This is a genomic window from Lonsdalea quercina subsp. quercina, assembly GCF_000688695.1.
Classification (GTDB): domain Bacteria; phylum Pseudomonadota; class Gammaproteobacteria; order Enterobacterales; family Enterobacteriaceae; genus Lonsdalea; species Lonsdalea quercina_D.
Genome location: NZ_JIBQ01000003.1, coordinates 171985 through 191442, shown reverse-complemented (window position 1 = coordinate 191442; position 19458 = coordinate 171985). Strand labels below are relative to the sequence as shown.

18 protein-coding genes are annotated in these 19458 nt (G+C 54.3%); 4 read left to right on the top strand and 14 right to left on the bottom strand.

What is annotated here, in order from left to right; translation table 11 throughout:
• Positions 1-112: 112 nt before the first annotated feature.
• The 11 genes from lpxD to rpsB form a co-directional block, all read right to left on the bottom strand.
• Positions 113-1135: a UDP-3-O-(3-hydroxymyristoyl)glucosamine N-acyltransferase gene (gene lpxD, locus SB13_RS02150; RefSeq protein ID WP_026738769.1), complete on the bottom strand. Its 1023-nt coding sequence runs from the start codon at positions 1133-1135 to the stop codon at positions 113-115.
• 4 nt (positions 1136-1139) lie between these two features.
• Positions 1140-1637: a molecular chaperone Skp gene (gene skp / locus SB13_RS02145; RefSeq protein ID WP_026738768.1), complete on the bottom strand. Its 498-nt coding sequence runs from the start codon at positions 1635-1637 to the stop codon at positions 1140-1142.
• Positions 1638-1779: 142 nt separating this feature from the next.
• The gene (bamA, locus tag SB13_RS02140; RefSeq protein WP_026738767.1) at positions 1780-4206 is read right to left on the bottom strand and encodes an outer membrane protein assembly factor BamA; all 2427 of its coding nucleotides are present in this window, start codon (positions 4204-4206) and stop codon (positions 1780-1782) included.
• A 35-nt stretch (positions 4207-4241) separates the two neighbouring features.
• Positions 4242-5597, bottom strand: a complete 1356-nt coding sequence (gene rseP / locus SB13_RS02135) for a sigma E protease regulator RseP (protein ID WP_026738766.1) — start codon at positions 5595-5597, stop codon at positions 4242-4244.
• A gap of 21 nt (positions 5598-5618) precedes the next feature.
• Complete coding sequence (cdsA, locus tag SB13_RS02130; protein WP_026738765.1) at positions 5619-6476, bottom strand: phosphatidate cytidylyltransferase; 858 nt, start codon at positions 6474-6476, stop codon at positions 5619-5621.
• A 9-nt stretch (positions 6477-6485) separates the two neighbouring features.
• Positions 6486-7247, bottom strand: a complete 762-nt coding sequence (gene ispU / locus SB13_RS02125; protein WP_026738764.1) for a (2E,6E)-farnesyl-diphosphate-specific ditrans,polycis-undecaprenyl-diphosphate synthase — start codon at positions 7245-7247, stop codon at positions 6486-6488.
• Between the two features lie 189 nt (positions 7248-7436).
• On the bottom strand, positions 7437-8630 hold the full coding sequence (gene ispC, locus SB13_RS02120; protein WP_026738763.1) for a 1-deoxy-D-xylulose-5-phosphate reductoisomerase: 1194 nt from the start codon (positions 8628-8630) through the stop codon (positions 7437-7439).
• A gap of 200 nt (positions 8631-8830) precedes the next feature.
• A complete protein-coding gene (gene frr, locus SB13_RS02115) occupies positions 8831-9388 on the bottom strand; it encodes a ribosome recycling factor (protein ID WP_026738762.1) in 558 nt (185 codons plus the stop codon).
• A 135-nt stretch (positions 9389-9523) separates the two neighbouring features.
• Positions 9524-10255 carry a UMP kinase gene (gene pyrH, locus SB13_RS02110; RefSeq protein WP_026738761.1) on the bottom strand — a complete coding sequence of 244 codons (732 nt, stop codon included), beginning with the start codon at positions 10253-10255 and terminating at the stop codon, positions 9524-9526.
• Between the two features lie 144 nt (positions 10256-10399).
• A complete protein-coding gene (tsf, locus tag SB13_RS02105) occupies positions 10400-11257 on the bottom strand; it encodes a translation elongation factor Ts (RefSeq protein WP_026738760.1) in 858 nt (285 codons plus the stop codon).
• A gap of 112 nt (positions 11258-11369) precedes the next feature.
• Positions 11370-12095 carry a 30S ribosomal protein S2 gene (gene rpsB / locus SB13_RS02100; protein WP_026738759.1) on the bottom strand — a complete coding sequence of 242 codons (726 nt, stop codon included), beginning with the start codon at positions 12093-12095 and terminating at the stop codon, positions 11370-11372.
• Between the two features lie 356 nt (positions 12096-12451).
• Between rpsB and map the strand changes: the two genes are divergently transcribed.
• The 4 genes from map (at position 12452) to SB13_RS02080 (ending at position 17356) form a co-directional block, all read left to right on the top strand.
• A complete protein-coding gene (gene map, locus SB13_RS02095; RefSeq protein WP_026738758.1) occupies positions 12452-13246 on the top strand; it encodes a type I methionyl aminopeptidase in 795 nt (264 codons plus the stop codon).
• Between the two features lie 41 nt (positions 13247-13287).
• Positions 13288-15981: a bifunctional uridylyltransferase/uridylyl-removing protein GlnD gene (gene glnD, locus SB13_RS02090; protein WP_026738757.1), complete on the top strand. Its 2694-nt coding sequence runs from the start codon at positions 13288-13290 to the stop codon at positions 15979-15981.
• A 39-nt stretch (positions 15982-16020) separates the two neighbouring features.
• Positions 16021-16845, top strand: a complete 825-nt coding sequence (dapD, locus tag SB13_RS02085) for a 2,3,4,5-tetrahydropyridine-2,6-dicarboxylate N-succinyltransferase (protein ID WP_026738756.1) — start codon at positions 16021-16023, stop codon at positions 16843-16845.
• Positions 16846-16966: 121 nt separating this feature from the next.
• On the top strand, positions 16967-17356 hold the full coding sequence (locus tag SB13_RS02080) for a DUF3461 family protein (RefSeq protein ID WP_026738755.1): 390 nt from the start codon (positions 16967-16969) through the stop codon (positions 17354-17356).
• 98 nt (positions 17357-17454) lie between these two features.
• Here SB13_RS02080 and SB13_RS02075 read toward each other — a convergent pair whose 3' ends face one another.
• Genes SB13_RS02075 through SB13_RS02065 form a run of 3 tightly spaced genes read right to left on the bottom strand, consistent with a single transcriptional unit; the run spans position 17455 to position 19039 of the window.
• Positions 17455-17913, bottom strand: coding sequence for a flavodoxin (locus SB13_RS02075; protein WP_026738754.1), 459 nt, complete (start codon positions 17911-17913; stop codon positions 17455-17457).
• 45 nt (positions 17914-17958) lie between these two features.
• Positions 17959-18714: a tRNA pseudouridine(65) synthase TruC gene (truC, locus tag SB13_RS02070; protein ID WP_026738753.1), complete on the bottom strand. Its 756-nt coding sequence runs from the start codon at positions 18712-18714 to the stop codon at positions 17959-17961.
• 4 nt (positions 18715-18718) lie between these two features.
• A complete protein-coding gene (locus SB13_RS02065) occupies positions 18719-19039 on the bottom strand; it encodes a YqcC family protein (protein ID WP_026738752.1) in 321 nt (106 codons plus the stop codon).
• Positions 19040-19458: the final 419 nt, after the last annotated feature.

Genomic DNA, 19458 nt, shown 5'->3' with positions numbered 1-19458 from the left:
ATGCAGACTGCGGCTCCCCAATCGAGGGAGCCTCACACAGTCTGCCAATAACAAAGCAAAACAGCTTTGCCCTTCCCTGCAGCAAAGCTCGGTAGAACTGAAGCCAACGGACTTAACTTTTATCGAGTTTTCGCTCTATGGCCTTCAATCGCTTGCTCATGTCATCAATATTCATGACCAAAGCTGCCGTTTTACGCCATGCTTTATTCGGCTGCAGTGGTATGCCCGAGGAGTATACACCAGGCTCGGTGATAGGACGCATAACCATCCCCATTCCCGTCACCGTAACTTTGTCACAAATTTCCATGTGACCATTTATTACGCTGGCGCCGCCGATCATGCAGTAACGTCCGATTGTCAGACTTCCCGCCATGATAACGCCCCCGGCAACTGCGGTATTGTCGCCAATCACCACGTTGTGTGCAATCTGACATTGATTATCGATGATGACGCCGTTGCCGATGATCGTGTCGTCCAACGCGCCACGGTCGATCGTCGTATTGGCGCCGATCTCAACGCGGTCGCCAATAATGACCGTACCCAACTGAGGGATCTTCACCCAGTTGCCGCGATCGTTGGCATAACCAAAGCCGTCCGAGCCAATGACCGCTCCAGACTGAATCAGGCACTGTTCACCCAGAACGACATTGTGATAAATCGTGACATTGGCCCACAAACGGCTGCCTGCGCCGATGCGCGTATTCTTGCCGATGAAACAGTTAGCGCCAATGACGGCGCCATCGCCCAGCTCAACGCCGGACTCAATCACCGCATTCGGGCCGATTGAGACGCCTTTACCTACGCGTGCGTCCGACGCAATTGTCGCCGCAGGTGAGATATCTTCGGCCGGCGCCGGCGTCGTATCCATCACCTGCGCCATACGCGCATAGGTCAAATAAGGGTTTTTCACCACCAGAGCGGCGGTATGACAGAAAGGCAGATCGGCTTCGGTCACCACGACGGCGGAAGCCTGAGTGGTCGCAAGGCGATCGCGATAACGGCTGTCAGACAAGAAGGTGATCTGACCTGACTGAGCAGAATGCATTGATGCGACAGCGGTGATGACGATATCGCCATCACCGTGCAACTGTGCATCCAACTGTTGTGCTAAAGCATCCAGTCGAATTGAAAACATCGAATTATTTAACCTGTTTCAGCACGTCGGCAGTAATGTCTTTCGCGTTGTCCGCATATGCTACAGCGTTAGCATCGATAACGACGTCGTAACCCTGTTTGCTGGCAACACTTTTCACAGCATCCTGAATACGGCTCAGGATTTTGTTACGTTCTTCCATCTGGCGACGACGGTTGTCCTGATCAAATGCCTGCGCTTTAGTGGAGAACTGTTCGCGCTGTGCCATGACGTCTTTTTCCATCTTGCTGCGCTCGCTGGCTTTCATCGTAGAGCCATCACGCTGCAATTTTTGCATTTTCTGCTGCAGATCGCGTTCCATATTCTGAAGCTCTGACGCACGGCCACGGAACTCACTGTCCAGCTGCTTGGCGACGGTTTCGCGTTGCGGCAATTGCTGGAAGATGCTGGATACGTTTACCACTGCAATTTTATCAGCAGCCTGAACGCCCGCTGATGCAGCTAATGCCAGGCCAAGACCTGCGGCACACAACCACTTTTTCACTATAAACTCCTCACGCTAACCTATTTGTGTCTTAACACACTCGTGTATGCACAACAGGCAGCGATGAAACGCTCCATATGGGCCGGCGTCCTCAACGCTGCCTGCCGTGCGGCTTGCCTGCATACGTTCTGCTGGCCTCAGATTACCAAGTTTTGCCTATGTTGAACTGGAACTGCTCCGATTTATCCCCGTCGTATTTCTTGATCGGCTGGGCATAGGAGAAGACCAACGGCCCCAGCGGAGACATCCACTGCAACGCAATACCACTGGATATGCGGAAATTACCCGGTTTGCTGTAATCCGGCACGCCCGCGGCAATCGAGGCCGGGGTGTTTTCCCAATGGGTATCCCACACCGTACCGCCATCGACGAACAAGGACGTACGCACGGAGTTGGCGTATTTTTCGCTGATGAATGGTGTCGGCACAATCAATTCGGCGCTCAGCACCATGACCGCGTTACCGCCCACCGCATCATCAAGATTGTCCTTATCGATCGGACAACCGGCATAGGACGACTCCGTACCGTTACATTTGTAGTAAGCGGCCTTCGGACCAATGGTATTAGACTGGAAACCACGAACCGAGCTTGAACCACCGGCGTAGAAGTTGTCGTAGAACGGCATTTCCTTACCGCCCAGACCATCGCCGTACCCCAGACGAGAGCGGCCCATCAGCACCCAGTTGCGATTTTCGCTCAGCGGCAGATAGCTGGTCGAATCCAGAGTGACTTTATAGTACTCGTTGTCCGAACCCGGAATCGTCACCTTACCGTTCAGCGTCACGCGGCTACCCGACGTCGGGAAATAACCCCGATCCAGGTTGTTGTAGGTCCAACCCTGAGTCAGGAAGAAGTCGTCCGCCGAGAAGTTCGCGCTGTCGGAGCTACCGGTCACAACGCCCGGTTCAACACCGGCTTTATTGAGATAGCGCCACATCGCGACCTGAGGCTCCATGTCGGACAGGTCGTTATGCACGTAGTCGAGACCCAGACGCAACGAGTTGTTCTCGTTAATCGGGAAGCCCAACGTCGTACCCGCGCCATAGCTGCGGTTGGTATAGTCCGACAGATCGGCGTCATACGCCTTAAAGTCGTTATAGAAGACACGACCGCCCAGACTCACGCCGTCCACCGTGAAATACGGGTCGGTCATCGACAGTTCGATGTAGGTCTGGTAGTCGTTCTTCGTTCCGGTGATCCCAACAGAGTTCCCCGTACCCAGCCAGTTGTCCTGCTGGACCCCGGCCTGGAAGCTCACGCCACTTTCAGTACCAAAACCGATACCAAAGTTAAGGCTACCGGTGTTACGTTCTTTCACCTTATAGACCACGTCGACCTGATCCGGCGTGCCGGGAACGCGCTGCGTTTCCGTGTCGACGCTTTCGAAGTATCCGAGGCGATTCAGACGCTCTTTACCCTGGTCGACCAAATCATTGCCGAGCCAGCCGCCTTCCATCTGGCGCATCTCACGACGCAACACGGAGTCTTTAGAGGTGTCGTTGCCTTCAAAACGAATACGACGAACGGAGAAGCGGTTGCCCGCGTCCACGCTGATGTTCAGGCGTACCGTCTTATCAGCATCGTTTATTTCCGGCTGCGTGATTACGCGCGGATAGGCGTAGCCATAGCGACCCAGCAGTTTCTTGATGCTTTCTTCCATCCGGGTCACTTTCGTGCCGTTGTACAGCTCGCCCGGCTGGATTTTGGTCAGCCCTTCAATTTCAGCGGAGTGCCCGGCCAGATTGCCGCGGACATCGACGCCGGAAAGTTTGTACTGATCGCCTTCCGTCAGGTTGATGGTGATATAGATGCCTTTTTTATCCGGCGTCAGACTCACCTGAGTGGAATCGATATTGAAGCGCGCATAGCCGCGATCGAGGTAGAAGCTGCGCAGCGTTTCAAGATCGCCGGACAGTTTCTGCTTCTGATATTTGCGGTCGCCGACCACATTCCACCAAGGCACCTCGTCGCGCAACTGGAAGCGTGAAATCAGCTCATCGCTGCTGAACGCTTTGTTGCCAACGATGTTGATCTGTTGGATTTTGGCGGAGACGCCTTCGGTGAAGACCAGCTTGAGATCGACACGATTACGCGGCAGCGGCGTGACCACGGCTTTCACCGTCGCACTGTATTTACCGACGCTGTAGTAGAAATCTTCCAGCCCCTTTTCGATGTTGGAAATCATCGTACGGTCAAGCGCTTCCCCCACGCGAACGCCGGACGCTTCCAGGTTCTCTTTCAGCATGTCCTCCTTCACCGACTTGTTGCCGGAGAAGGTGATGCTGGCGATGGTAGGACGTTCTTTCACCTGCACGAGCAGCGTATTGCCATCCCGCAGTACTCGAACATCTTCGAAGTTTCCGGTCGCAAATAAAGCTCGGATAATATTCCCGATGTCTTCATCGCTGACGTTATCTCCAACACGGACTGGCATGCTGAGCAATGCCGCACCGACGGCAACCCGTTGCAGGCCCTCGAAATGAATGTCTTTCACTACGAATCCGTCTGCACCGTATACGGTGGCGCTACTGAACAGTAGCGACGCTAAGAGCAACTTTTTAATCGCCATCGTTGTTATGCGTTTTTCCTAACTTAATCCACACCTTAAAGGCGGGAGAAATCATTGAAAAGTGCGAGTCCCATTAACATCATCAGCAGCACTGTGCCAATGCGATAACTGAAGTCCTGCACACGCTCGGAAACCGGCCCACCTTTCAGCTTTTCTATCGCCAGAAAGAGCAGGTGACCACCATCTAATACCGGCAGCGGGAACAGATTGATGATCCCCAGATTGACGCTTATCAGTGCCAAAAACATCAGGTAATAAATCAATCCATAATCAGCTGACATTCCTGCACCCTGAGCGATGGATATCGGCCCGCTCAGGTTATTCAGCTTAACGTCGCCAGCAATCAGTTTCCCTATCATGCCAACCGTCAACTTCATCAACTGCCACGTTTTGTCAGTGGCTTCGTAAACAGCGCTGAACGGTCCGTACTGGCGAACGGTTTTATACTCTTCAGGTAGCGGCGTCACGCGCGGGATAACGCCTGCAAACCCTTCGATCTTGTCTTTTCCTACCGTTTTGCTGTCAGGGGTTAGGGTGATGGTTAACGTTTCCCCTTCCCGCTCGACCGACAATTCGACGCGCTCACCGGGGTGTTCGCGGACGGCAATGACAAACTGTTGCCAGCGCGACAACAGTTGACCATCGACTTTAACGATCCTGTCCCCAGCTTGCAAACCCGCTTTTTCAGCGGCTGAATGGGGCTGAATTCCGGCCAACACCGCTTCAACCTGCGGCCCGCGGGGCACAATGCCCAGAGAAACCGCGGGATCCTGCTTGTCCGGTTCGAAACTCCAGCTGCGCAGATCCAGTTTTTTCTGTTCGATAAGCGAAGACCCCAGCGGGGCCGTGCCTACCGTCATAGCGGCGTCGCCAATCTTGCTGATAAACGCAAGACGAACACTGTCCCAATCAGGCGTTTCGATACCGTCAATTGACTTTAGTTCCATCCCCGGCGAAATTTGCGCCTGCGCGGCAATCGAGTCGGGCAAAACTTCGCCAACCACCGGACGCACGCCCGGAACGCCGAGAATAAAGACCAGCCAATAAGCGAAAACGGCAAAGATGAAGTTGGCAATAGGACCCGCGCTGACAATGGCCGCGCGCTGCCAGACGGTCTTGCGGTCAAACGCCTGATCGGCCAATTCAGGCGGAATATCCGCCACGCGGCCGTCGAGCATTTTCACATAGCCGCCCAGCGGGATGAGTGCGATGACATATTCGGTGCCCTGACGATCGCGACGTCGCCATAGCGCCTTTCCGAAGCCGATAGAAAAACGCTCCACCCGGACGCCGCACCGACGGGCGACCCAGAAATGGCCGAATTCATGAACCGTTATCAGCACGCCGAGAGCGACGATAAATGCGGCCAGACTCCAGAGAATATTCATCATAAACAGGCTCTACCGGTATCCCTAAACAGCTTTGAACAGTAACAGCATCAGGCAGGAAAACACAGGCACCGCCGCCGTAAGACTATCAATGCGATCCATCACCCCGCCGTGACCGGGAATAAGATGACTACTGTCTTTAACGCCTGCTTCGCGTTTGAACATGCTTTCGGTCAGATCGCCCAATACGGAAGCCAGCACGGCGACAATCGAGCAAATCAGCAGGATATGCCCCGAACTTGTCAGCGGAACAAAATGATTAAAAACAACGGAAATCAGCGCGGAGCTCGCCAGCCCGCCGATCAAACCTTCCCAAGTTTTTCCCGGAGAGATTTTCGGCGCCAGTTTGTGTCGGCCGAAGAGCTTACCGAAGGCATAAGCGCCGCTGTCGGCGCCCCACACCAGCAACATGACGTACAGCAACCACCAAGCGCCGGTAAATGAGTTGGCTTCGTAGCCCATCTGACGCAGCGTCACCATGCCCCAAAAGAACGGGATAATAGTCAGCATGCCGGCGACCAGCCGCAATATGCGCGAATGTCGCCAGGCGAGAGCCGATGCCGGATAGGACAGCACCATCACCAACGCAACGCACCACCAGACGACAGAGGACCACAGCGACGCAGAGACCTGCACCACGTGCACTGAGCGTTGGTAAGCCGGTATCGTCAACATCATGACGGCCAGCAGCAGCCCAAAGAGCAACGCCAGCCAGATACGTTGACTGTATGAAACGAATCCAGCCAGCTGTCCCCACTCCCAGGCAGCCAGCATGCAAACGGCCAACGTCACCAAAGAGAATCCCAGCAGCGGCAGGAAAAAGAGCGCGGCAATAACAGCAGGAATAAGAATTAAAGCAGTAATCAAGCGATACTTCAGCAAAAGGTCCCCCTAGGATGCAACGACATCGTTAGGCGTGGTTCCTCCGAAGCGACGCTCTCGTTGAGCAAAAGCATTCAGCGCACCTTCAAAGACTTCTTCATCAAAATCGGGCCAGAGGACATCGGTGAAATACAACTCAGCATAGGCTATTTGCCACAATAAAAAGTTGCTGATGCGATGTTCTCCGCCCGTTCTTATTACTAAATCAACCGGCGCCTGCTCGTTAAGGCAGGTGTACTGGCACAGGGTGGCTTCATCAATGGTATCGGGACGCAGCGCACCTTCCTGTACCTGCTCGGCGATTTGTCGGACTCCCTGAATGATATCCCAACGGCCGCCATAATTCGCAGCAATATTCAGGGTAAGCCCGGTATTATTCGCAGTCAGCTCTTCCGACAGACGGATTCGCTCCTGCAAACGTGAACTAAAGCGACTGGTGTCGCCAATAATGCGCAGCCGGACATTGTGTTTGTGCAAGCTTTTCACTTCGCTGTCCAGCGCTCGCATGAACAGCTGCATTAACGCGGACACTTCTTGCGCCGGACGACTCCAGTTCTCGCTACTGAACGCATAAAGCGTTAAGGCGTTCAACTGATGACGGGCGGCGAAACTGACTGCCCGGCGAACGGATTTCACTCCCGCCTGATGGCCGAAAACGCGTAGTTTACCCCGCTGCTTCGCCCAACGTCCGTTACCATCCATGATGATAGCCACATGACGAGGACTGCATAACTGCTGGCTTTGGCTGCCTTGTTGATTTTTGGAGGGCATAGCGTGTACTGATTTCCTCAAGCAAGAATATCGATAGGTTCTTTCAGTCATCGGACCTGGCAGCGCAAAAAAAGCCGTGAACGTGCACAGCTTATCGTTACCGTTGGCTTATCGCGTAAACAGCCTACACCTAGCGGCGCAGACTATACCATTTCAAAACACCTGCCACAAACGCGCACCCCCGCCCAATCAGCGGTAATGCTGCAGTTCCTGCCGTGCCTGTATCCTTGCCCAGCGGTCGATTGCCAGCACATCATCCACACTGTCGGGTTCGGGCAGTACCAGTTGCTCCAGCACCTGCCGGTTGACCTGCGCGATGTCCGTAAAACGGATAGCCGACTGCAGAAAAGCCTCGACGGCAACCTCATTGGCGGCATTTAACGCCGTTGTCGCCGCCTGTCCGTGGTTACAGGCTTCTATCGCCAGCGTGAGACAAGGATAACGCTGATAATCCGGAGCCGAAAAGGTCAACGCGCCCAGTTGGCAAAAATCCAGCTTCGGTACCCCAGAGGCGACGCGTGCCGGATAGGCCATCGCGTGCGCAATCGGCGTACGCATATCCGGAGATCCCAACTGCGCCAATACGCTGCCATCCCGATAACGCACCATGGAATGGATAACCGACTGAGGGTGAATCACCACTTCCATCTGTTCATCCGATGCGTTGAACAGCCAGCGGGCTTCGATGTATTCCAGACCTTTGTTCATCATGGTCGCAGAATCCACGGAAATCTTACGCCCCATCGACCAGTTGGGATGGGCGCAAGCCTGATCGGGCGTCATCGCCCTCAGGTCCGCCAGCGCGGTATCACGGAAAGGCCCACCGGAACCGGTAAGGACAATCTGTTCAACGCCGTAATCCATAAGGCCAGCGTACCCCAGCTGGTGCTGAATTTGCTCAGGTAAACTCTGAAAAATAGCATTATGTTCGCTGTCGATAGGCAGTAGTTGGGCTCGGTTAGCCGCCACTTCACGCATAAATAGATGACCGCAAGTGACAAGCGATTCTTTATTCGCCAACAGTACCTGCTTACCTGCGCGGATCGCCGCCAGCGTCGGCAACAGTCCAGCCGCGCCTACAATAGCCGCCATAACCTGGTCGACGCCATCCAGCCCGGCCAACTCGCAGGCGCCCTGCTCGCCGCACAGCACCTCGGTTTTACAGCCCTGCTCTTTCAACTGCCGACGCAACTCGCCTGCGCTGTCTTCATCCGCCATCGCAGCAAATTCAGGGCGAAATTCCAGACATTGTTCCACCATTCGCGGTACATTCCGCCCAGCTACCAGCGCTTTGACCGAAAAGTTGTTCGGATTCGCTCTGACCACAGCCAGCGTACTCACGCCGATCGAACCCGTTGAACCCAAAATTGTCAGCTTCTTCATAGGGATGCTCTAATACGTACAGCGGTTGATTGTCAGATGTGGCAGCAGGCGGGAGTTCGACTCTTCCATTGCTGTCGGCAATGCCGGTTGAGCCGGTATAGATACCGCCAAACCTGAATCAAGGAAGCGTAAAAAATAAAGCGCCGCGAGAGGGAGGGAGAAACCTTCACCTACTGGCGGCGCTGTCCTGACTGATAGATTTAGAAATCCATCAGCTCTTTTTCTTTATCAGCCAGCGCGGCGTCGATTTTCTTGATAAAGCTGTCGGTCAGCTTCTGAATATCGTCCTGAGCGCGGCGTTCTTCGTCTTCGCTGATGGTTTTGTCTTTCAACTGCGCCTTCAGCTTATCGTTCGCGTCACGGCGCACGTTACGGACGGAGACTCGGCCCTGCTCGGCTTCGCCGCGAACCACTTTGATCAGATCTTTACGGCGTTCTTCCGTCAGCGCAGGCAGCGGTACACGAATGACCGTTCCCGCGGACATCGGGTTCAGACCGAGATCGGACGCCATGATCGCTTTTTCTACGGCCGCGCTCAGAGAGCGGTCAAAGACCGTCACCGCCAGCGTACGGGCATCTTCCGCAACCACGTTGGCGACCTGACGCAGCGGCGTTGCGCTACCGTAATATTCCACATGAATGCCGTCCAGCAGGCTTGGAGAAGCCCGTCCGGTACGGACTTTGCTGATTTGGTTTTTGAAAACCTCTACGCATTTTTCCATGCGCGTATCAGCATCTTTTCTGATTTCATTAATCACGTTGTGAACCCTTGAAAACTGGTTGCCTGTCAGATCACGCCTTAGCATGATCCGGTGAATAATTTATGCCAGCCGTAGCGGGCAGCGATAGCGCTATCTTGTATCGCCGAAGCAGGATATTACCCTACTTTGACGTTAGCCGTTATTACTGATCAGCGTGCCTTCTTTTTCACCCATCACCACACGACGCAGCGCGCCGGGCTTGTTCATGTTGAACACGCGGATCGGCAGGTTGTGGTCTCGCGCCAGCGTAAATGCGGCAAGATCCATGACCTTCAGCTCACGTTCCAGCACATCCTGGTAGTCCAGCGTTTCGTACAAAGTCGCATTCGGATCTTTTACCGGATCGGCAGAGTAAACGCCATCGACTTTAGTCGCCTTCAAGACCACGTCGGCTTCGATCTCGATGCCGCGCAAACACGCTGCGGAGTCAGTGGTGAAGAAAGGGTTGCCGGTGCCGGCCGAGAAAATCACGACGCGGTTGTTGCGCAGCAGGCTGATGGCCTCCGCCCAACTGTAGTTATCGCACACGCCGTTCAGCGGGATCGCCGACATCAGTCGGGCATTGACGTATGCACGGTGCAAGGCATCACGCATCGCCAGACCGTTCATTACCGTCGCCAGCATCCCCATATGGTCGCCCACAACACGGTTCATTCCCGCCTTGGCGAGTCCAGCGCCGCGGAATAGGTTGCCGCCGCCGATAACCACACCGACCTGAATGCCCAGCTCAACCAGTTCTTTCACTTCCTGAGCCATGCGATCCAGAATGCTAGCATCAATACCGAAACCGTCCGCGCCTTGCAGGGCTTCGCCGCTCAGCTTGAGCAGGATACGTTGATATACGGGTTTTGCGTTGGTTGCCATGGTGTTTTGTCCTAACAGGCTGTCGTCGTATTGGGGATGGTTACACTGCTTACACCCGGTTTCGCAGAATAGCGAGTTACCCGATGTCATGAACTCTTTTGGCTGGATAAAAAGGAACCGCCAACCGGCGGCTCCTCTTTTTTCTTAAGACTGCTTGCTCATTGCTGCAACTTCAGCAGCAAAGTCAACTTCAGCTTTCTCGATACCTTCACCGACTTCATAACGGATGAAGCTGGTGACGTCTGCATTGTGCTCTTTCAGCAGCTGGCCGACGGTTTTGCTCGGGTCCATCACGAAGTGCTGGCCGGACAGAGAGATTTCGCCGGTGAATTTACGCATACGGCCTTCGACCATTTTTTCTGCGATTTCACGCGGTTTGCCGGACTGCATGGCGATATCCAGCTGGATCTGGTGCTCGCGGGCAACAACGTCAGCCGGAACATCTTCAGCCTTCACGTATTCAGGCTTGCTGGCGGCGATGTGCATAGCGATGTGCTTGATCAGCTCTTCGTCTGCGCCCGTCGCGGCAACCATAACGCCGATGCGCGCGCCGTGCAGGTAAGAACCCAGCGCGTCGCCGGACAGTACGGAGATACGACGGATGTTGATGTTTTCGCCGATTTTAGCCACCAGCGCAGTACGCTGATCTTCAAATTTGGCTTTCAGCGCTTCAACGTCGGTAATGCGATCGTTCAGAGCAGCGGTAGCGACTTCTTCACCGAACGCTTTGAAACCGGCATCTTTGGCAACAAAGTCAGTTTCACAGTTCAGTTCAGCGATGACGCCGTATTTGCCGTCTGCAGAAATCTTGGTCAGGATGATGCCTTCAGCAGCAACACGACCCGCTTTCTTGGCAGCTTTAGCCTGGCCGGATTTACGCATGTTGTCGATGGCCAGCTCAATGTCGCCATTCGCTTCAACCAGCGCTTTTTTACATTCCATCATGCCTGCGCCAGTACGTTCGCGCAGTTCTTTTACCAGGGCAGCGGTAATTTCAGCCATTATCTTTTCCTCGTTATCTCATGGGGGAGATAAGTAAAAGGNGGCCTTTACAGGCCCCCTAACCAACATATATCAATACCTGGTTAATAAGGGCTCGATAGAGCCAGCCTTATTATTCAGCTTCGACGAAGCTCTCTTCAGCCTGCTCAACCAGGTCCTGAGAACGGCCTTCGCGCACTGCTGCGGCAACGGCATTCAGGTACAGGCTAACGGCGCGGATGGCGTCATCGTTACCAGGGATAATGTAGTCAACGCCATCGGGATCGGAGTTGGTATCAACGATAGAGAATACCGGGATACCCAGGTTGTTAGCTTCTTTGATCGCAATGTGTTCGTGATCGGCGTCGATCACAAACAGCGCGTCAGGCAGACCGCCCATGTCTTTGATACCGCCCAGGCTGTTTTCCAGCTTGTCCAGTTCACGAGTACGAACCAGGGCTTCTTTCTTGGTCAGCTTATCGAAAGTGCCGTCCTGAGACTGCGTTTCCAGATCTTTCAAACGTTTGATGGACTGACGAACGGTTTTCCAGTTAGTCAGCATGCCGCCCAGCCAGCGATGGTTCACGAAGAACTGATCGCAGTTGGTAGCAGCTTCTTTTACCGCTTCGCTTGCTGCGCGTTTAGTACCAACGAACAGGATTTTGCCTTTGCGAGAAGAGATTTTGCTCAGCTCAGCCAGTGCGTCGTTGAACATCGGTACGGTTTTTTCAAGGTTGATGATGTGAACTTTGTTACGAGCACCGAAGATGAACGGCTTCATTTTCGGGTTCCAGTAACGGGTCTGGTGACCAAAGTGTACGCCAGCCTTGAGCATGTCGCGCATGGAAACAGTTGCCATGATTACCTCTATAAATTAAGTATGGGGTTATGCCTCCACGTGTCCCATTATGCCGACCCCGCAGCATGCTGCAGAGCACCCCGGCAAATGTGCCGACACGTGTGTGTTATTTACACATAGTGAGTATTTAGTCACCCGATGGCGAGATCAAAGTTTGGCATTCAAAGTCTGATCGCAACCCAGCCGGATCACCGGCGCGCTTTATACCATAAACAGCCCCCTGACACCAACTTTACTTGCGCTTTCGCGCCCGCGCGCCAATGATGATTTGGCAGTCCTTTGCAGGGCTGATACCATAAGTCACTCTTTGCTGACCCTATTTTCGTTAGGAACATTCACACCTGCGGACACACTCAATGGCTATTTCTATTAAAACTCCGGAAGATATTGAAAAAATGCGCGTAGCTGGACGACTGGCGGCTGAAGTGCTTGAAATCATCGAGCCTCACGTCGTACCGGGAGTCACTACGGGTGAACTGGATCGCATTTGTCACGATCACATCACCAACAAGCAGCATGCGATTTCAGCCTGCCTGGGTTACCACGGCTTCCCCAAGTCGGTGTGCATCTCCATCAATGAAGTTATCTGCCACGGCATTCCTTCCGATGAGAAACATCTCAAAGACGGCGACATCGTCAATATCGACGTGACTGTTATCAAGGATGGTTTCCACGGCGATACCTCCAAAATGTTCATCGTCGGCAAACCCACGATTCTGGGCGAGCGTCTGTGCCGCGTCACGCAAGACAGCCTGTATCTGGGAATCAAAATGGTAAAACCCGGTATTCGTCTGCGTTCGATTGGCAAAGCCATTCAGCAGTTCGTCGAGGCACAGGATTTCTCCGTGGTGCGCGAGTATTGCGGACACGGTATCGGTACTGGCTTCCACGAGGAACCGCAGGTTCTGCATTATGATGCAGACGATGGCGGCGTCGTACTGAAGCCCGGCATGGCGTTCACCATTGAACCCATGGTTAATGCCGGCGACTTCCGCATTCGCACCATGAAAGACGGTTGGACGGTGAAAACCAAAGATCGCAGCTTGTCGGCGCAATACGAGCATACTATTGTGGTGACCGAGGACGGATGCGAAATAATGACGTTGCGTAAGGATGACACCATCCCAAAAATCATCACGCATCAGGAATAAACCGCTGCCGGCAATCGCCGGCTTTTTTATGGGCGCCGTACATGAACGAAATCGATCAGGACCTGCCGCATATCTCCCCCGGGACGCCGACGACGGCCCACCCCGCCCCCCAATCTCCGCTGACCTTCAGCGACGACATGCTGGAACGCCAGACGCTGAAACAGGACCTTGAACAGTTCCAGATATGGCTGACGGATGAGTTCAAGTCGGGCGTCAGCGCGGAAACCTTGATCGACGCCCGTACGCAATTCATCGACCGCCTGCTACAACGACTGTGGCACTTTTACCAATTGGACAGTGCCGAGCAGACGGCCTTGGTCGCCGTCGGCGGCTACGGACGCGGAGAACTGCATCCGCTCTCCGATATCGACCTGCTCGTCTTGAGCCGTGACGGATTTGACGAAGCACAGTCACAGGCCGTCAGCCAGTTGATTACCCTGCTTTGGGATCTACGTCTGGAGGTGGGTCATAGCGTACGAACGCTGGATGAATGTCTGGAGGAGGGTCGGGCAGATATTTCCGTCGCGACCAACCTGATCGAATCCCGCATGATCTGCGGCGATGTCGCCCTGTTTCTGTCATTGCAGAAACACATCTTCAGCGACGACTTCTGGCCATCGGCTTCATTCTTCGCCGCCAAAGTCGCCGAACAGCGCGAACGTCATCAGCGCTATCACGGCACCAGCTACAATCTCGAACCGGATATCAAAAGCAGCCCGGGCGGCCTGCGCGATATCCACACGCTGCTTTGGGTCGCGCGTCGTCATTTCGGCGCAACGTCCCTGAATGAAATGGTCGGCTTCGGGTTCCTGACGGAGGCCGAGCGCAACGAACTTAACGAATGCCAAAGCTTCCTGTGGCGCATCCGTTTCGCCCTGCATTCGCAGCTTAGCCGCTACGACAACCGGTTGCTGTTTGACCGCCAGCTTAACGTGGCGCAACTGTTGCAATATCAAGGTGAAGGAAACGCGCCCGTCGAACGCATGATGAAAGACTTCTTTCGCGTCACGCGACGAGTTTACGAGCTTAATCAGATGCTGCTTCAGCTGTTCGATGAGGCCATTCTGGCGCTCGATCCGCATGAAAAACCGCGCATGCTGGACGATGAATTTCAGCTACGCGGCACGCTTATCGATCTGCAGGATGAAACCCTGTTCGACCGCAAGCCTGAAGCCATCATGCGTATGTTCTATGCCATGGTGCGCCATCCGGAAATCAGCGGTATCTACTCCACCACGCTGCGTCGACTGCGCTACGCCCGCCGTCACCTCGCCAGCCCATTATGCACCATCCCGGAAGCCCGCAGCCTGTTCATGAACATTCTGCGCCATCCGCGCGCGGTCAGTCAGGCGCTGTTGCCAATGCATCGGCATAGCGTGTTGTGGGCATACATGCCGCAGTGGAGCAATATCGTCGGCCAAATGCAGTTCGATTTGTTCCACGCTTATACCGTAGACGAACACACGATTCGCGTGTTGCTCAAGCTGGAAAGCTTTGCCGATGAATCCACCCTGGAAGAACATCCGTTGTGCGTCAAACTTTACCCCCGTTTGCCGCAGCCCGAGCTGCTGTTGCTGGCCGCGCTATTCCACGACATCGCCAAAGGCCGCGGCGGCGACCACTCGGAGCTGGGCGCGAAAGATGCGCTGGAGTTCGCTGCCTTGCACGGCTTGAATCTGCGCGAAGCACAGCTGGTTTCCTGGCTGGTGCGCTGTCATCTGATGATGTCGGTCACCGCCCAGCGCCGCGATATTCAAGATCCGGCGGTCATTCAGCAGTTCGCCGAGGAAGTGCAGAGCGAAACTCGGTTGCGCTACCTGATTAATTTGACCGTCGCCGATATCTGCGCCACTAACGAAACACTGTGGAATAGCTGGAAACAAAGCCTGTTGCACGAGTTGTATTTCGCTACCGAGAAACAGCTGCGACGCGGCATGCAACACTCGCCCGATCTTCGGAAACGGGTACGACATCATCGACAGCAGGCGTTGGCGCTGCTGCGTATGGACAACATCGACGAAACTGCGCTGAATAATATTTGGAGCCGCTGCCGAGCCGACTATTTCCTTCGTCACACGCCCAATCAACTGGCCTGGCACGCCCTCCACCTAGTGAATCACGATCCCAGCAAACCGCTGGTGCTCATCGGCGATGACACCACGCGCGGCGGCACGGAAATCTTTATCTGGAGTCCCGATCGCCCTTATCTGTTCGCCACCGTGGCGGGCGAGCTGGATCGCCGTAATCTGAACGTTCACGATGCGCAGATTTTCACCAGCCGTGACGGCATGGCGATGGATACCTTTATCGTGCTGGAGCCGGAAGGCACCCCGGTAGCGCAAGATCGTCACAACATGATTCGTCTTGCGATTGAACAAGCGCTGACGCAGAAGGATTACCACTCTCCCCGCCTCCGCCGCACATCGTCCAAACTCCGCCATTTCAGCGTCGAGACCGAAGTCAGCTTTCTGCCGACGACGCATACCGATCGCCGCAGTTATATGGAGTTGGTCGCCCTTGACCAACCCGGCCTGTTGGCTCAGGTCGGCGAAGTCTTCGCCGAACTTCGCATATCGCTGCACGGCGCTCGTATTTCCACCATCGGCGAACGCGTAGAGGATTTATTTATTCTGGCGGACAACGATCGGCGGGCGTTAAGCCCTGAATTGCAGCTTAAATTGCAACAACGGTTGACAGAGGCCCTTAACCCAAACGATAAAGTAGGCTTGTGTTAATTAATTATTACCTTGGTAATCACGAGATAGAGAGTCAGGATGCAGCAATTACAAAACGTCATCGAAACAGCCTTCGAACGCCGCGCAGAAATTACGCCGGCAAATGCAGATACCGTCACGCGTGAAGCGGTCAATCAGGCCATCAGCCTGCTGGACAGCGGTGCGCTGCGCGTTGCAGAGAAAATCGACGGTCAGTGGGTCACTCATCAGTGGCTGAAGAAAGCCGTACTGCTTTCCTTCCGTATCAATGAAAACCGCATCATCGATGGCAACGAAACACGTTACTACGATAAAGTGCCGATGAAATTCGCCGACTATGACGAAGCGCGCTTCCAGCGTGAGGGTTTCCGTGTAGCGCCGCCTGCCAGCGTACGTCAGGGCGCCTTTATCGCTCGTAATACCGTCTTGATGCCTTCCTACGTCAACATCGGCGCTTATGTCGATGAAGGCACGATGGTCGATACCTGGGTCACCGTAGGTTCCTGTGCGCAGATCGGTAAAAACGTCCACCTGTCCGGCGGCGTCGGCATCGGCGGCGTTCTGGAACCGCTGCAGGCCAACCCGACCATCATTGAAGACAACTGCTTCATCGGCGCACGTTCCGAAGTGGTTGAAGGCGTGATCGTTGAAGAAGGTTCCGTCATTTCAATGGGCGTGTTCATCAGCCAGAGCACCCGCATTTATGACCGCGAAACCGGCGAAGTCCACTTCGGTCGCGTACCGGCAGGCTCTGTCGTCGTTTCCGGCAACATGCCTTCCAAAGATGGCAGCCACAGCCTGTACTGCGCCGTCATCGTCAAGAAAGTTGATGCGAAAACCCGCGGTAAAGTGGGCATCAACGAGCTGCTGCGCACCATCGACTGATAAATCTACATTTGGCGGGTAAAAATGACCCGCCATTTTTATGACCGGTCGAAACACGGCGCATATGGACCGCTGCATTGCACAAAATGTAGCATGGCTTAGAACAGGAAGAGGTGATGCTATGTATGACAATCTGAAGAGCCTCGGGATCAGCAACCCGGAAGATATCGACCGTTATAGCCTGCGGCAAGAAGCCAGCAATGACATTCTGAAAATCTATTTCCGCAAGGATAAAGGCGAGTTTTTTGCCAAAAGCGTGAAATTCAAATATCCCCGTCAACGTAAAACCATTGCGGCGGATAATGCGGGTCAGGGCTTCCGGGAAATTAACGAAATCAGTCCTAATCTCCGCTATGTCATTGATGAGCTAGACCAGATCTGTCAGCGTGAACAGGTCGAAGTTGACCTGAAACGCAAAATTCTGGCCGACTTACGTCATCTGGAAAGCGTCGTCACCAACAAAATTAGTGAGATTGAGTCCGATTTGGAAAAGCTGACCAAAAACCGGTAAGGCGTCTATCCACTCATTTCCTTGCGCTATGCAGCAAAACGGGGCCGAAGCCCCGTTTTTTTCGCGCTGATTTAGCGCCACTGACGTCGAGGTCAATCTTAGGCGCGGCTTTCCACCTGATCAGCCCACGTTTCAACCCATGCACAGGACACCACTTCCGGTTCCGGCTGCTCTGTCGCATCGATCTCCAGCCTTTCGCCGATTCGCTCTGCCCCTAGCTCTTGCAGCAAGGCATCGAATTGACGACCGCCGCCGCAGTAGACGTCATAGCTGGTGTCGCCTAGCGCAATCAGGCCGTATCCCATATGAGGTAAGGGCCCGCAGGTGTCGCGTAGCGCGGCGTACAAAGAGACAATAGACTCAGGCAGTTCACCCTGCCCTGTCGTGGAAGTCACCACCAGCACTTGCTGCTCACGATAGGTCAGCCAGTCTTCCAACGAGGCGCCCTCGAAAATCTTCACTTCATGCCCGCGCTCTCTGAGAATATTTTCCGCTTCTTCAGCGACCAACAACGCGTTACCGTAAACAGTGCCAACAAAAATACCGATCTGCGCCATGACGCAACTCCCTCAATCAGACAGATTAACCCCGCTATCCTGACCTCAGGTCGCGGGAAACTCAACCCTTTCAAAATCAGGGAGAATACCCTCCCAACCGAACTGCGACATCACGCTCTGCCAGGTTTCATCCCAGCGCGCTTTAATCTCCAGCGTCTCCCCTGTAACAGGGTGAGCGAGCGACAAACAGCTGGCATGCAACATCATCCGCTGGCAGCCAAAATGAGCAGCCATACCGCGATTCTGCTTGAGATCGCCATGCGTGCTGTCGCCAATAATGGGGTGATGAATGTGACTCATGTGCCGTCGAAGCTGATGCTTACGCCCATTTTCCGGCTGCAGTTCCATCAATGTGTAGCGAGACGTTGGATAACGGCCGATGGCGACCGGCATCTCCGCCTGCGCTAGCGCGCGATAATGGCTGACCGCAGGCTGTGGCCCCTTGTCTGGATTGGCGAATTTGTCGGCAATTTTGTCCAGCTCTTCCGTTAAAGCATAGTCAATGGTGTCAGAATCAAAAACGTGTCCGCGTACCACGGCATGATAGGTTTTCTTCAGGTCATGCTGTTCAAACAGCGTGGACAGCTGGCGAGCGACATCGCTGGATAACGCCAGCAGCAGAACGCCGGAAGTCGGCCGGTCTAGGCGATGAACGGTATAGACGTGCTGACCAATCTGGTCGCGCACCGTCTGCATGACCACGACTTTCTCTTTGCGGTCGAGCCAGCTGCGGTGTACCAACCAGCCGGGCGGCTTATTGACCGCCACCAGATACTCATCCTGATAGAGAATGTCCAACATCGGTTTATTCTCCAAAGAAACCATCCAGCTCGCGCAGCGCGTTCAGTAAAAGCTGTAGTTCCGCTTCGCGTCCTTCAAAAGCCATTTCGAAGTAGGGATGAATGGCAAAACGCTCAGGCAATGGCGCACCGCTATCCAGTAGCGCATGCATACGAGGCAACAGCACCCACTGCAGCCACTGTTGGGCTTCCATTGTATCCACGCAGAAAGGCTCAGCGCTTGAGAAGGCCTCCGCCTCCGGCGGCTTGCTCTGCCACAATTCACTTTCTCTCAGGGCATGCTCAACGGCCAACAGGGCTTGCCGAAGCTGAATTTCTTCACTCATACAGGATCTCAAACAGGCTAACAGTAGGGCGGCAAAGGATAACATCGATGCCGCGCGGTGGCATCCCGCGAATGCCTTCATGTCGAGATGTCGCCGGAACAAAAAAATGGGGGTACTGATTGCTCAGTACCCCCGATTCGTTTTATAGCAATCCCGCTACACAGTTGCTTCCCTGCTCATCCTTGAAAACTTTTCCTTTGTGGTCATCCCGACCCGCAATTCCCTCGCTGGCGATCCCTCTTTCTTCCTTGACTGCCGTTCCCTCACAATCGTCCTGATCTCGTTCCCTTTAGGCTCCTGCCCCACCAGCATGTCCAAGCCGGCTCCCATTCTCCATCATGGAGGTGTCCGTGCTTTCATCCTGAAAACATTTCATCCTGAAGCATTTCGGCTGGAACGGACGCGTAATCATTAAACAA